Source organism: Georgenia halophila, from assembly GCF_039541595.1.
In genome coordinates, this window is sequence record NZ_BAABGN010000001.1 from 87,446 (window position 1) to 100,728 (window position 13,283).

Here is a 13,283-nt window from a genome sequence, read left to right on the forward strand (position 1 = left end):
GGAGGAGGGTAGGAACTTCGCGTGGTCCCCAGCCGTTAGACCCGGCGTTGCTCGCTCGGGATGAGCGACATCGCTCAGGCCGCGGCGAGGTCCTCGCCGTCGAGAATCGTGTACGCGTACCCCTGCTCGGCGAGGAACCGCTGCCGATGGGCGGCGAAGTCCTGGTCCACGGTGTCCCGCGCGACGACGGCGTAGAAGTGCGCCGTGCGCCCGTCCGCCTTGGGACGCATCAGCCGCCCGAGACGCTGCGCCTCCTCCTGCCGGGACCCGAAGGAGCCGGAGACCTGCACGGCCAGCGACGCCTCCGGCAGGTCGATGGAGAAGTTCGCGACCTTGGAGACCACCAGCACCGGGATCTCCCCGGTCCGGAACTCGTCGAACAGCCGCTGGCGCATCGCGACCGTCGTCTGGCCGGTGATCAGCGGCGCGTCGAGGGCCTCGGCGAGCTCGTCGAGCTGGTCGAGGTACTGGCCGATCACCAGCGTCTGGTCACCCGGGTGCCTCGCGAGGATCTGCTTGACCGCGCCGATCTTGCCGGGGGCCGACGCCGCGAGCCGGTACCGCTCCTCCGGCTCCGCCGTCGCGTAGGTGAGGCGGTCGGACTCGGGCAGCGTCAGCCGGACCTCGATGCACTCGGCGGGCGCGATGTATCCCTGGGCCTCGATGTCCCGCCACGGGGCGTCGTAGCGCTTGGGCCCGATGAGGGAGAAGACCTCGTCCTCACGGCCGTCCTCGCGAACGAGGGTGGCGGTCAGGCCCAGGCGGCGCCGCGCCTGCATGTCCGCCGTCATCCGGAAGATCGGCGCGGGAAGCAGGTGCACCTCGTCGTAGACGATGAGGCCCCAGTCGTTCGCGTCGAGCAGCTCCAGGTGCGCGTACGCGCCCTTCCGCCTGGTCGTGAGCACCTGGTAGGTCGCGATGGTGACGGGCCGGACGTCCTTGCGGGATCCGGAGTACTCGCCGATCTCGTCATCGGTCAGGGACGTGCGCTGGATGAGCTCCTCGCGCCACTGCCGCGCGGCGACCGTGTTGGTCACCAGGATCAGCGTGGTGGTCGACGAGCGTGCCATCGCGCCGGCACCCACCAGCGTCTTGCCCGCCCCGCACGGCAGGACGACGACGCCGGAGCCGCCGTGCCAGAAGGTGTCCACCGCCTCCTCCTGGTAGGGCCGCAGGTGCCAGTCACCCTGGTCGAGCGTGATCTCGTGCGCCTCGCCGTCGACGTAGCCGGCGAGGTCCTCGGCGGGCCAGCCGAGCTTGACCAGGGCCTGCTTGAGCCGTCCCCGCTCGGACGGATGGACGACGACGTCCTCGTCGTCGATCCGGTCGCCGAGCATGCCCTTGGTCCGCTTGGACCGGAGCACCTCCTCGAGCACCGGCTTGTCCAGGGCGTGCATCACCAGGCCGTGGGTGGGGTGCTTGACCAGCTGCACGCGCCCGTACCGGTCCATCGTCTCGGCGACGTCGACCAGCAGCGTGTGCGGGACCGGGTAGCGGGAGAAGCGGACGAGCGCGTCGACCACCTGCTCGGCGTCGTGGCCCGCCGCACGGGCGTTCCACAGACCGAGCGGCGTGAGCCGGTAGGTGTGCACGTGCTCGGGAGCGCGCTCGAGCTCGGCGAACGGTGCGATGGCGCGCCGAGCCTCTTTGGCGTCGTCGTGGTCGACCTCGAGGAGCAGGGACTTGTCGGACTGGACGATCAGGGGGCCGTCAGGCATCCGGCCATTGTCACCCGGTGGCGGGTGGCCGTGCGAGGTGTCCGCCCGTGTTCCCGCTCACGGACGTGCTCACTGTCGGGCCCGCACCTCGATCCGGTCGCCGGAGACGCGCACGTCGTACGGGATCTGCGCCGCCGTCGCCGGGCCGCGGGCGACCGAGCCGTCGCTCAGCCGGAACATGCTGCCGTGCCAGGGGCAGACGACGCACTCGTCGTCGCCGCCGACGACCTGACCCTCCTCGAGCGGTCCGCCGAGGTGGCTGCAGACCGCGCCGAGGGCATACACCTCGGCGTCCTTGCGCACGAGCATCACGGGCTGGCCGGAGACCTCCACGCGTACCGGGCCCGCGGCGAGGTCGGAGACCGCGGCCGCGTCGGTCCAGTCCTTCGGGCGAGGCGCGCGGTCCGCGTTCCGGTTCACCCCGACGCCCTGGCTGTACGCGAGATGCCCGCCCAGGTACCCACCGACGCTCAGTCCGGTCAGCCCCAGCAGGCTGAACATCTTCCCGGCTCCGTGCCGCCCCTGCCGCCGGGCGAGCCAGCTCGCCGTGAACAGCACGGAGGCGACGGCGTTCGACCCGGCGTGCACCACCGCCACCCGCTTGGGGCGCATGTTCTTGCCCAGGGAGGAGAAGTCCGCGAGCCCGGCGGCCACCGTCGGAGGCGTCGCCACCAGGGCGACGCCGACCAGGCGCCGGGCGGCTGCACGGTCCCGCTCGCCGCCCATGAGGTCGAGCACGGTGGCGGCGACGTTGAACCCGATCGGCACAGCGATGAGCATCGGATGCAGCGCGTGCCCGAGCTGCTTGCCGTGCAGCGCGTCCTTGACCTCGCCGGGCGGCAGTACCTTGTTCACCGCGTCGTTCATGGTGTTGACCACGCGGTCCAGGCCCTTGACCTGCTCGAGCTTGCGGATCGTCTGCGCCAACATCGGAGCCTCCGTACTCTCGGGTCGCCACCCTTTCGGGTCGCCGCCGAGCGTAGTGACGAACCGCACGGTCCGCCTTTCGAGAGGTCGGCCGTGGGATCGGTCGCCTCGGGGCCCGTCGTGGTGCCCCTCGAGAGAACCGGCCAAGGGCCCTGATCGGATGTCGGCGCTCGTCCGTACCATCGGCGCGATGAACGAGACACACGAGGAGATCGAAGCCCTCGACCGGCTGATGGCGGCGTCCCACAGCAGGAGCACGCCCCACCTGCGGGAGATCGTCAGCGGCGACAAGCGGCTGTCCGCGGAGCAGGTCGTCGACCTGATGACGGGGATGAAGGTGCTCAGCCTGGCGACGGTGACCGCCGGGGGTGAGCCACGGATCAGCGCCGTCGACGGGCACTTCCTGCACGGCTCGTGGACCTTCGGCACCGACGGGCGGGCCGCGAAGGCGCGCCACATCGCCGCCCGACCCGCGGTGAGCGTCGCCCACGTCGACGGCGAGCGCGTCGGCGTCTTCGCGCACGGTCACGCCCGGCAGCTCCAGCCGGAGCATGACGACTACGCCGAGACGATCGAGCACTGGACGGCGCACTACGGCAGCGACCCGACGACGTGGGGAGCCGACGTCCGCCTCTACCGTCTCGAGCCGACGTGGCTCGTGGCGTACGGCGACGTGACCTGACCGGTTCGTGCGAACCTGAGCGGGCGCGAGGCCGCGAAGGATGGGAGCGACATGACCAGGCACGTCTCCGACCGCTCCGCCGTCCCCGCGTTCGAGGTCATGCGGATCCTCGACCGCATCGCCGAGCTGCGGGCGGCCGGACGCGACGTCGTGTCCCTGTGCGCCGGCGAGCCGTCCGGTGGCGCCCCCGCCGCCGTGCACGCCCGCGCCGAGCAGATCCATGCCGCCCGGGCCGACCTCGGGTACACCTCGGCGCTCGGGGTCCGCCCACTGCGCGAGGCCGTCGCCGGGCACTACGGCCGCTGGTACGGCCTCGACGTCGACCCCGCCCAGGTCGCGATCACCACCGGGTCCTCGGGTGCCTTCGTGCTGTCCTTCCTCGCAGCGTTCGACGCCGGCGACCGGGTGGCCCTGGCACGCCCTGGCTACCCCGCCTACCGGAACATCCTCCGCGCTCTCGGGTGCGAGGTGGTCGAGGTCGACTGCGGTCCCGCCGAGCGGTTCCAGCCCACGCCCGCGGCGCTCGATGCGGTCGTCACCGAGTCCGGTCCGCTCGCCGGCCTGGTGCTCGCCTCACCGGCGAACCCCACCGGCACGATGGTCAGCCGCGAGGAGCTCGCCGCGCTGGCCGCCTGGTGCGCCGACCATGGCGTCCGGCTCGTCAGCGACGAGATCTACCACGGCATCACCTATCCGCGAGACCCGGCGGCGCCCGGCGCCAAGGGGATCTGCGCCTGGGAGGTCGACGCGCCGGTCCGCTCCGCCGTCGTGGTCTCGTCGTTCTCGAAGTACTGGGGCATGACCGGGTGGCGGCTCGGCTGGGCGCTCACGCCGCCGGACCTGGTCGGTGCGGTCGACGCGCTCGCGGGCAACGTGGCCCTCTGCCCGCCGACGCCGGCCCAGCTGGCCGCCGTCGAGGCGTTCACCGAGTCCTCGTACACCGAGGCCGACGCCCGGGTCGCCGAGTTCGCGGCCACCCGGGCGCTCCTGCTCGACCGTCTCGACCGTCTCGGGTGGGGCACGGTCGCGCCCGCCGACGGGGCCTTCTACCTGTACGCCGACCTCGGCGAGCAGCTCGCCCCGTACCCGGACGCGACCGCGTGGTGCGAGGCACTGCTGGAACGGGAGGGCGTCGCCGTCGTCCCGGGCGCCGACTTCGACGCAGCGAACGGCGGCTCGTACGTCCGGCTCTCGCTCGCCGCCGGGCCGGAAGCGGTGACCGAGGCGGTCGAGCGGATTCTGCGGTTCCAGGAGACGGGCTGACGTTTCCCGGTCGCACAGCGGAGCAACCTTCCCGGTCCCAGCTCCGACAGGTGGCAAGGTCCGGGCCCCGCGGCATCGGCACCGCGCAGGGATGTCACAGCCACGGACGCCACCTCGTCTCCGGGGTATGAGTACATCGACGAACACATCAGCAAGCACCAGGATGCGCGTCCTCGTCGTCGGAGCCGGGTTCGCCGGCGGCATGGCCGCCGTCCGGCTGGCGGGACGCTCCAGGGGACGCGTCGACGTCACCGTGGTGAACCCACGGCCGACGCTCGTGCACCGGCTCCGCCTGCATCAGGTCGCCGTCGGGCATCCCGTCGCCGCCCCGAGCCTGCGCGACACGCTCGGCCCGGACATCACGTTCGTGGAGGGGCACGTCACGGCGCTCGACCCCGACGCCGGACGGGCGACGGTCACCGGACCGGACGGCGTGCGCCGCCTCGCGTTCGACCGGGTCGTCCTCGCCACGGGCAGCACCACCGAACCGGTGCCGGTCCCGGGTGGTGAGGACGTCCACGGCGTCGGGGACCTGGCAGCCGCCCGTCGGTTGCGCACCGCGTTCGCGGCGCTGCCAGCGGGGGCCCAGGTCGCCGTCGTCGGCGGCGGGTTCACCGGCCTGGAGACGGTCACCGAGCTGGCCGAGCACCGCTCGGACGTGCGGGTGCGGCTGGTCACCTCCGGCGAGGTCGGCGGATGGTTCACCCCGCCGGCGGCCGAGCACGTGCGCCGAACCCTGGGGCGCCTCGGCGTGGAGGCGGTCGGCGACGCCCGGGTACACGCCGTCGAGCCGGACCGGCTGCTGCTGGGCGACGGCGGCCACGTGCCCTCGGACCTCACCGTGTGGTGCGGCGGATTCGCGGCGCCGCCGCTGGCACGCGAGTCCGGGCTCGCCGTCGACCGGCAGGGCGCGGTGCTCACCGACGCCGCGCTGCAGTCGGTGTCCCACCCGCAGGTGCTCGCCGTGGGCGACGCCGGGCACGCCCCCGGTCCGCGTGGCGAGCGGTACAGCATGTCCTGCCAGTTCGGGTTCCCGTCGGGCGCCCACGCGGCCGACGTGCTCCGGGACGAGGCGCTCGGGATCGTGCCCGACGGCGGCCCCGCGGCCCTCGACCTCGGGTTCCAGGGACGCTGCGTCAGCCTGGGTCGACGCGACGGGGTGCTACAGCTGACGACCCGCGAGGATGTGGCGTCCGGGAGGGCGTGGACCGGACGGGGCGTCAGCGTGTTCAAGGAGCTCGTGCTCCGTGGAGTCGGGCGCACGGTCGGCGTCTCGCGGCGTATGCCCGGGGCCGTCCGATGGCCCGGAGCGGGCCGGGACGGGACCGGCCGGGAGGCGAGCCGGGACACCGAGACGGTGGCAGGCTGAGGCAGGTGACCCGCACCGAGGAGTTCACCGAGCTGCGACCGATGCTGTTCGCGATCGCCTACCGGATCCTGGGCAGCGTCAGCGAGGCTGAGGACGCGGTGCAGGAGACCTGGCTGCGGTACGTCTCGACCGACACCGTTCCCGAGAGCGTCAGGTCCTTCCTCGCGGCAGTGGTCACCCGGATCTCGATCGACGTGCTCCGCTCGGCGCGTGTCCGGCGGGAGCAGTACACCGGCGAGTGGTTTCCCGAGCCGCTGCTGGACGATCCGTACCAGGACCCGGAACGGTCGGCGGAGCTCGCCGACTCGGTGTCCATGGCCGCGCTGCTCCTGCTGGAGCGTCTCAGCCCGTTGGAGCGGGCGGTGTTCGTGCTGCGCGAGGTGTTCGGGTTCGGCTTCGCGGAGATCGCGGCAGCGGTAGACCGCTCGGAAAGCGCGTGCCGGCAGCTCGCGATGCGCGGCCGGCGGCACATGGAAACGGGAAGGCCGCGGTTCGAGGCCGACCGCCGCGAGCGCGAGGAGCTCGCCGCCCGGTTCGTCGACGCCTTCCGGGACGGCGACGTCGACGGTCTGCGCGAGCTGCTGGCAGCCGACGTCCAGGTGATCGGAGACGGTGGCGGCAAGGCTCCGGCGTTCGCCCGGCCGGTGGCCGGGGCGGAGAAGGTCGCCCGGGTCTTCGCGGCCTTCACCCCGATGCTGGCGGGCGCCGGGCTGATCCTCGAGCCGCACGAGGTGAATCACCAGCCGGGAGTGGTCCTGCGCGGGCCGGACGGCAAGCTTCTCGCGATCATGGCGCTCGACGTCCTCGACGGGCGGATCCAGACGGTGCGCTCGGTCATCAACCCCGACAAGCTCGGGCACCTGGGTCCGGTGGCGGACGCCTGGGCGCTCCAGCGAGAAGCGCTCGAGGCGCGACGGCGCCAGGCGGGTGCGAGCTGACCGGGCCGCCTCCGCTCTTCAGCCGTCGAGCGCCTCTCTGAGCCGTCCGGCGTAGGCCTCGGCCTCGGCGTCGTCGGCGTACTTGGTGCGGGGCCAGAAGAAACCACGCAGCCCGTCGCCCCTGGTCCGCGGCACCACGTGGGTGTGCAGGTGTGCGACCGACTGGCTGACCACGTTGTTCACCGCCACGAACGAGCCCTGCGCACCGAGGCCGTCGACCATGGCCGTCGCCAGGCGCTGAACCGCGGACAGATACGGCCCGAGCAGCTCGGCCGGCAGGTCCGGCAGGGTCACGACGTGGCGACGGGGCACGAGCAGCACGTGGCCCTTGAAGACCGGACGCGTGTCGAGGAAGCCGACGGTGTCCCGGGTCTCGAGCACCGTGTGCGCCTTCGCGCCGTCGACGATCGCGCAGAAGGCGCAGGGCTTCTCGCTCACCCGAGCACCCTGGGGTCGTCGGGCACGTCGACGGCGTAGTGGCGCAGCAGCTCGAGGGGGACCACGTCGAGGGCCCGCTCGTGCGTGCACTCCAGGACCACCGGCGCGGCTACGCCCTCGGCGTGCGCCTGCAGCCAGCGTGCGGCCACCACGCACCACCGGTCACCGGGTTTGAGGCCCGGGAACAGCCATTCCGGCCGCGGGGTGACAAGGTCGTTGCCCACGCGGCGCTGCTGCTCGAGGAACGGGCCGGTCATCACGGCACAGACGCTGTGATTGCCCAGGTCGGCCTCGTCGGCGACGCACTTGCCGTCCCGGTAGTAGCCGGTCACAGGGTCGACGCCACACTCGCCGAGCTCGCCACCCAGAACATTCCGATCTGCCATGTCGGCATCATGTCAGGCGCCGACTCGCACGGACCCCGCTCAGCTGAACAGCTCCTGCGGCCAACCACCCAGCCACTGCTCCTCCCACGGCAGCCGCCCGTAGGCGTCGGACCAGACCATCTGCAGACCCGGGACCGGCCGGGCACCGTCGTCGTTGTAGATCTCCTGGGCCGTGACCATCTCGTACGGGTCCTCGACCGGCAGCAGGACGAAGAAGAGCTCGGTGCCGTCCTTGACGAGGACGTCGCCGGCCGTGAACCGCTCGCCCTCGCGGACCTGGCGGCCCATCTGGTTCAGGACGGGTCCGGCCACCTCCGCGGGCAGCCCGGAGACGAGTAGCTCGGGGTGGTCGTGGTAGCGCGTCAACCCCACGGTGTAGGCAAAGGGCACCGTGTCGGGTTCCGGCTCCACGGTCTGCACCATCCAGCCGTGCTCCTCGATCAGGGCGCGCTGCCTGACCTCGATCTCCTCCCAGCTCATGCCGTCGCACCGCCAGCACATGGCCGCTCCGTCCTCCCGACTCCGGCGTCGTCGACGCCGTCGTGGGCGAAACTACGCAGCGTGACGCTCCGCCGTCGGCGGGACGGGTCAGGTTGTGGACACGGTGGCGACGGCGGAGATCCGGTGGATGGCGACGGTCATCTCGGTCTCGCGTTCCAGGTCCGCCATGCGCACCCGGCCGCCCTCGACGCTGAGCGGGCGGACGCGCCGCTGCTCCGGGGTGCCGAGGGCGCCCACGACCACGATGTCGACCGATTCCCCGGCAGCCGCGGAGTCCCGCAGCACCTCGAGCGCGTGCACCGGGTCCGTGGCGACCGGGCCGCCGGCGGAGCGGCGCTCGACGTCGCGGTGCACCTGCTCCTCCCCGGCACGCATCCGGGCGACGACCCGCTGCAGCTCCTCGGCGTCCGGACGGCGCGTGTAGGTGCTGGCCGCGGCGCCGGGATCGGTCGGCGCCCCGAGGGGTCGGCGTCGCGACGAGAAGCCGGACATGGCCCTGCCGGGCCCGGCCGCTGTGCCGGGCCAGGCTGCTGCGGCGGGCGCGCCCGACGTCATGGCGGCGCCGCCCGGGCCCTCCGGCACCGGCGCCAGACCGGCGTTGCGCAAGGACTTGAGGACCTCGCCGGGAGGTGCGGCGGAGGCGAGGACGGTGGGAGAGAGAGCACGCAGCCGGAGGCCGGTGAGCGAGGGATTGGCCATCAGCTCGGCACCGATGGCGGCGTCCTCGACGCGCAGGTACGAGTTGGCGGCACCGACCTTGACCTGACCGTGCCGCCTGGCGGCGTCACGCACCAGGTACTCCAGCGCCTGCGGCAGGGGGGTGCGCGAGTATCCCTTGAGGCGTTCGAGCAGCTCCTCGGAGGCGATGCCGGTGTCCAGGGCGCGGCGCACGGAGGCGGCCGTGAACCGCACCGTCAGTCCGGAGCCGCGCGACTCCACGTCCGTGCAGTGCTCGAGCAGCGCGCCGAGGTCGGGATCCGGCCGGCCCGGCACGACCGCCGTCAGGTCGCCCTGAACAAGCAGCTCGCTGACCGGTTCGGGCAACGTCGACCGCAGCGCCTCGCCGATCGACTCCTCGCTGCCGCGGTCGAGGAGCCGGCGCGCGGCCTCGGTCAGGGCTCCGGCACCGGTGAGCCCGAGGACGTCGGTCTCAATCAGCACCGACGCGACCGTCGTCTCGGGCGCTGTCGCGCGCGGGCGCTCCCACGAGAGCAGGGCGTGGACCTGATCGGCGTCCAGAGCCGCGCCTTCGGGCATCTCCTTCAGGGCGCGCAGGACACGACGGCGCAGCTCGACCGCCCAGCTGCGCTCCAGGGTCGGCTCGAGCGTCGAGCGCAGGTTGCCGCCCTCGCGCGTGCCGACCAGCCACGGCGTCCGGGCGGAGTCGACCCAGGCGAGCACGAGCTGTGCCCACTGCAGGTGCAGCGGGTCGGCGAGCCAGTCCTCGGCGGTGCGTGCGGGCACCCAGGTCAGCTGCTCGTCGCCGTCCTGGCTGAGCAGCCCGGCCATGGCGGTGAGCTCGGCCACCAGCGCCGCGCGCTGCTCGGTGACGTCCAGGGCCGCTGCGGTGCGGCGCAGCTCGCGGACCCCGACACCGCCGGTGCGCAGCACACGGGCGCCCTCGTCCTGCCAGGTCTCGAGGAGGACGCGGACGAGCCGGACGATCTCCTCGGCGGCCCGGGCGGCCTCGGCGTCGATGACGTGCGCCGGGACGGTGCGGTAGTCGAGCTCTGGCGGGCGCGGCGGCTCGCGGTGGGTGCGGCCCTCCCGAGCGGCGAGCGCGACCTCGCGCGGCAGCACGAGCTGGGTCGGGGTGACGTGCCGCAGGAGCCCGTGCTCGAGGAGCCAGCCCGCGCCCTCCGGCATGCCGTTGCTGCCGATGGTCCCGACCGGTGGTCCCCACGTCAGCGCGTCGAGCGTCCCGACGGCGGACTCGGGTGCGTCGATGAGCACGGCCCGCAGCTCCTCGGGTGTGGTCGGTGCGCTCGGCGGGGACGGCTCGGTGACGGCGTGCGTCGAGCCCTGGGCCGTCTCGTCGAGCTCGGCGAGGGTCGGGCCGAGGCCTACCGGGTGCGGGCCGAGCGCCTCCGCCAGCGGAGCCACGGGCGTGCCGTCGACCACGAGCGCCAGGTCCGCGAGGTGTTCCAGGGACGGTCCGGCGTCGAGCCCGACGGCGCTGGACAGTCGCGCTGCCGTGATCTCCTCGAGCGGTGCGAGGGCGACCACAGCCTCTGCGACGGCGAGCTCGACCGTGCCGAGTCCCGCGAGCGCTCGGTCCACGCTCAGCCGTGAACCTGCCCGGGCGGCCAGCGACGTCAACGACGACGGCGTGGGGGAGGCGAGGTCCGGTCGCGCCGCCAGGAGCGCAGCGAGCGTTGCGTCGTCGCGCTCGTTCAGCGCGGCGACGAGCTCCACCGTCCCGGCCGTTGATCTCATTCTCACCACATTACGGTGAGCGTCGCCGAGGCGTACCTTCGTGTCATCCGCCGCGCGCTCTCGGCCCCGCGGAGTGCGGCGTCGGGGTATGGACGCGCTTCTCCTGGCCTGCCCCGCTATCCTGGTAGGCAGGAAGCGGCGCCGGCACTGCCGGCGCCTTCATCTACGTAGCGAGAGCATGAGGTCAGTTCCGTGCCTACCGGCAAGGTGAAGTGGTACGACGCCGACAAGGGATTCGGCTTCATCGCCAACGACGACGGTGGCGAGGTGTTCCTGCACGCGTCCGCGGTGCCGGAGGGTGCCACGCTGAAGCAGGGCACGCGCGTGGACTTCGGTATCGCGGACGGTCGCAGAGGGCCGTCTGCGCTCTCCGTCAGCGTGCTGGAGACCCCGCCGTCGGTGGCGCGTGTGCGCCGGCGCAACGCCGAGGACATGGTCCCGATCGTCGAGGACCTCATCAAGGCGCTCGACCGCGCCTCGAACTCCCTCCATCGGGGCAAGTACCCGGAGAACGGTGAGCGGCTCGCTCAGGTGCTCCGGCACGTCGCCGACCAGTTCGACGCGTGACGAAAGCGCTGGTGAGTGCCCGCGTGCGGAACGAGAGCCCGTCGAGCCGGAGCGGAGGGAAGGCGCCGCTTCCTACCGACGCCTGATCAGACCCGGCCGGCCTCGATCGCGCCGAGGTCACGCACAGCGAACCGGTGGTGCTGCCACTCCTCGTTCATGACGACCTGGAGGCACTCGAGCGTCGTGGGGCTGCCGTGCTTCTCCCACGGCGGTCTCGCGCCGCTCGCCGCCGCGAGCTCGTCGGCGGTGACGTGGGCAAGGAAGTCCCGCACCATCGCGGCACGGTCCTCCCGAGCCTCGAGCACCTGCGCGTACGACGGCGAGGCGTCGGCGTCGATGCCGAGCTCGGCCTCGTGGCCCCTCCACTCCGAGAACAGCACACCGAGCGGGTGGAACGGGTTCTCCCGCTGCAGCACGGCGAGGCCGAGCCACGCGTCGGTGGCGAGCACCAGGTGCCGCAGCGTCTGGGAGAACGACCACTCGCCGTCGACCGAGATGTCGGTCGTCTCCGGCGGCATCGCGGCGACCCGCTCGAGCGTGGCTGCCCACATGCCTTCGAGACCGGCCCAGCCGGCGCGCAGCTCTTCCGGTGTGGTCGCCCGCAGGGCCGCCCGCTCGGGATGTCGTCGGTCGAGCTCGGCCTCGACCAGCGGGGCGACCTCGACGCCGTGGATCGTCAGCCCGTCGATCTCGCCGTCGATCTCGGCGTCCATCAGGAACACTCCGCGGAAATGCGTCCCGCGCATGTCGACCTCGCGGAACCAGCTGTCTCGCAGGTCCGAGTTGGCGAACCTCGAGCCGCGAAGGTCCTGACCGGTGTGCTCAACCATGATCGGACGGTAGACCCGGTTGCCCACACCGACCAGGGCGCGGGGCCGTCGCGCGGTGTCGGCCGCCGTCGGGAAGGGCGCTTCAGCGGAAGCGTGACCCGGACGGCGCTTCAGCGGAAGCGTCCAGGCGCTTCGGCGGAAGCCTCGGGACGGATCGGTGGCCCACGCCGTCGACCGAACGTCAGCTCCGCAAGTTCAACGCTCGGCGGGCACCGTCTGGACCGACGGGTACGCCTCCCGCAGCAGCCCGCCGAGGTACCGCGCGATCTGCCTCGGCCCGGAGCGCGGCGCCACCGCCTCGACGTCACCGTTGTAGTTGGTGTTGGTGTTGACGTCGTAGGTGAGCAGGCGCCCGTCGATGGTCTTGATGAACTCGATGCCGGCGATCTCCACGCCCACCCGGCGCAGGAACTCGAGGTACTGCTCGACGATCGGGTGATCGAAGCCCTCCCGCAGCGAGAACAGGCTCTGGCCCGGCTCGGGCGCCAGGGTTGCCCCCGGTGGGATGACCGGCTTGCCCGTGTCCGGGTCGATCTCGCAGGCGTCGGCGGGGCACAGCTGGAAGCCGCCGCGCACGGTGTCGGCGCGGATGGCGTAGACGAACTCGCCGCCGACCAGCTCCACGCGGGTGATCGATCCGTCGGCCGGCGGGACGTATTCCTGGATCAGGGTGATGCCGTCCTGGGGCTCCTCGAACTCCTCGGAGCGCACGTACTCCGCGAGGTCCGCGACGTCGTCGAACCGGCGTATCCCCAGGCCCTTGCCGCCCTGGTTGTGCTTGGTGACGAACGGCGTCGGAAAGTCCTTCGCCGCGGTGAGGATCTGGTCGCGGCCGATCGCCGCGACGGTGCGCGGGGTGGCGATCCCGGCGGCACGCAGCTGCGTGAGCTGGTCGACCTTGCTCATCTCCAGCTCGAGCACTCGGCGGCCGTTGACCACGCGGCGTCCGTGCGCCTCGAGCCAGGACAGCACCGCCCGGGTGTAGTCCTTGCTGAGCCCGTGGTCGCGGGTGTGCGCGGAGGCGCTGATCCGGGACCAGAAGATTCCCTCCGGCGGAGCGCTGTCGAGGTCGATCGTCCCCTCGGTCAGCAGCCACTCCTCCATGGGCAGCCCTTCGGTGGCGAACGCCTCGGCGAACGGCGGGAACCACTCCGGGTTCTCGTGCAGGGCATAGATCTTCGGGGTGCTCGAGGGCTCGGTCACGGTCGTCCTTCGTCTCGGGTGCTGC

13 protein-coding genes are annotated in these 13,283 nt (G+C 72.5%); 5 read left to right on the top strand and 8 right to left on the bottom strand.

What is annotated here, in order from left to right:
- Positions 1 to 74: 74 nt before the first annotated feature.
- Entirely contained in the window at positions 75 to 1,718 is a 1,644-nt protein-coding gene (locus ABD907_RS00405; protein WP_345214507.1) for a DNA repair helicase XPB, read from the bottom strand.
- A 69-nt stretch (positions 1,719 to 1,787) separates the two neighbouring features.
- Entirely contained in the window at positions 1,788 to 2,648 is an 861-nt protein-coding gene (locus ABD907_RS00410; RefSeq protein ID WP_345214508.1) for a Rieske (2Fe-2S) protein, read from the bottom strand.
- 187 nt (positions 2,649 to 2,835) lie between these two features.
- Between ABD907_RS00410 and ABD907_RS00415 the strand changes: the two genes are divergently transcribed.
- From ABD907_RS00415 to ABD907_RS00430, 4 genes are all read left to right on the top strand, one after another.
- Positions 2,836 to 3,327 carry a pyridoxamine 5'-phosphate oxidase family protein gene (locus ABD907_RS00415; protein WP_345214509.1) on the top strand — a complete coding sequence of 164 codons (492 nt, stop codon included), beginning with the start codon at positions 2,836 to 2,838 and terminating at the stop codon, positions 3,325 to 3,327.
- Between the two features lie 51 nt (positions 3,328 to 3,378).
- Positions 3,379 to 4,590, top strand: a complete 1,212-nt coding sequence (locus ABD907_RS00420; protein ID WP_345214510.1) for a pyridoxal phosphate-dependent aminotransferase — start codon at positions 3,379 to 3,381, stop codon at positions 4,588 to 4,590.
- Between the two features lie 127 nt (positions 4,591 to 4,717).
- The gene (locus tag ABD907_RS00425) at positions 4,718 to 5,959 is read left to right on the top strand and encodes an NAD(P)/FAD-dependent oxidoreductase (protein WP_345214511.1); all 1,242 of its coding nucleotides are present in this window, start codon (positions 4,718 to 4,720) and stop codon (positions 5,957 to 5,959) included.
- Between the two features lie 5 nt (positions 5,960 to 5,964).
- Positions 5,965 to 6,897 (top strand): RNA polymerase sigma-70 factor, encoded by a 933-nt coding sequence (locus tag ABD907_RS00430; protein ID WP_345214512.1) that lies wholly within the window; start codon positions 5,965 to 5,967, stop codon positions 6,895 to 6,897.
- Between the two features lie 18 nt (positions 6,898 to 6,915).
- On the opposite strand, the gene ABD907_RS00435 is transcribed toward ABD907_RS00430, so the two are convergent.
- The 4 genes from ABD907_RS00435 to ABD907_RS00450 all read right to left on the bottom strand — a co-directional run bounded on the left by ABD907_RS00435 (position 6,916) and on the right by ABD907_RS00450 (position 10,658).
- Positions 6,916 to 7,335, bottom strand: a complete 420-nt coding sequence (locus tag ABD907_RS00435) for an HIT family protein (protein ID WP_345214513.1) — start codon at positions 7,333 to 7,335, stop codon at positions 6,916 to 6,918.
- Entirely contained in the window at positions 7,332 to 7,721 is a 390-nt protein-coding gene (locus tag ABD907_RS00440; RefSeq protein ID WP_345214514.1) for a DUF2237 family protein, read from the bottom strand. Before ABD907_RS00440 ends, ABD907_RS00435 begins: the two co-directional genes overlap by 4 nt.
- 39 nt (positions 7,722 to 7,760) lie before the next feature.
- Positions 7,761 to 8,201 carry a DUF4262 domain-containing protein gene (locus ABD907_RS00445; RefSeq protein WP_345214515.1) on the bottom strand — a complete coding sequence of 147 codons (441 nt, stop codon included), beginning with the start codon at positions 8,199 to 8,201 and terminating at the stop codon, positions 7,761 to 7,763.
- A gap of 108 nt (positions 8,202 to 8,309) precedes the next feature.
- Complete coding sequence (locus ABD907_RS00450) at positions 8,310 to 10,658, bottom strand: helicase-associated domain-containing protein (RefSeq protein ID WP_345214516.1); 2,349 nt, start codon at positions 10,656 to 10,658, stop codon at positions 8,310 to 8,312.
- Between the two features lie 192 nt (positions 10,659 to 10,850).
- Here ABD907_RS00450 and ABD907_RS00455 point away from each other — a divergent pair, with 192 nt between their 5' ends.
- The gene (locus tag ABD907_RS00455) at positions 10,851 to 11,225 is read left to right on the top strand and encodes a cold-shock protein (protein WP_345214517.1); all 375 of its coding nucleotides are present in this window, start codon (positions 10,851 to 10,853) and stop codon (positions 11,223 to 11,225) included.
- Between the two features lie 86 nt (positions 11,226 to 11,311).
- Here the strand turns inward: ABD907_RS00455 and ABD907_RS00460 are convergent, their stop codons facing one another.
- Both ABD907_RS00460 and ABD907_RS00465 read right to left on the bottom strand, forming a co-directional pair.
- A complete protein-coding gene (locus ABD907_RS00460) occupies positions 11,312 to 12,055 on the bottom strand; it encodes a DinB family protein (protein ID WP_345214518.1) in 744 nt (247 codons plus the stop codon).
- Positions 12,056 to 12,250: 195 nt separating this feature from the next.
- Positions 12,251 to 13,258, bottom strand: coding sequence for an ATP-grasp domain-containing protein (locus ABD907_RS00465; protein ID WP_345214519.1), 1,008 nt, complete (start codon positions 13,256 to 13,258; stop codon positions 12,251 to 12,253).
- Positions 13,259 to 13,283: the final 25 nt, after the last annotated feature.

What these genes read in the sequence shown, in the direction of transcription:
- ABD907_RS00440 (WP_345214514.1), bottom strand. Translation starts at nt 7,721, where the DNA reads ATGGCAGATCGGAATGTTCTGGGTGGCGAGCTCGGCGAGTGTGGCGTC.
- ABD907_RS00445 (WP_345214515.1), bottom strand. Translation starts at nt 8,201, where the DNA reads ATGAGCTGGGAGGAGATCGAGGTCAGGCAGCGCGCCCTGATCGAGGAG.
- ABD907_RS00450 (WP_345214516.1), bottom strand. Translation starts at nt 10,658, where the DNA reads ATGAGATCAACGGCCGGGACGGTGGAGCTCGTCGCCGCGCTGAACGAG.
- ABD907_RS00425 (WP_345214511.1), top strand. Translation starts at nt 4,718, where the DNA reads ATGAGTACATCGACGAACACATCAGCAAGCACCAGGATGCGCGTCCTC.
- ABD907_RS00420 (WP_345214510.1), top strand. Translation starts at nt 3,379, where the DNA reads ATGACCAGGCACGTCTCCGACCGCTCCGCCGTCCCCGCGTTCGAGGTC.
- ABD907_RS00460 (WP_345214518.1), bottom strand. Translation starts at nt 12,055, where the DNA reads ATGGTTGAGCACACCGGTCAGGACCTTCGCGGCTCGAGGTTCGCCAAC.
- ABD907_RS00415 (WP_345214509.1), top strand. Translation starts at nt 2,836, where the DNA reads ATGAACGAGACACACGAGGAGATCGAAGCCCTCGACCGGCTGATGGCG.
- ABD907_RS00405 (WP_345214507.1), bottom strand. Translation starts at nt 1,718, where the DNA reads ATGCCTGACGGCCCCCTGATCGTCCAGTCCGACAAGTCCCTGCTCCTC.
- ABD907_RS00410 (WP_345214508.1), bottom strand. Translation starts at nt 2,648, where the DNA reads ATGTTGGCGCAGACGATCCGCAAGCTCGAGCAGGTCAAGGGCCTGGAC.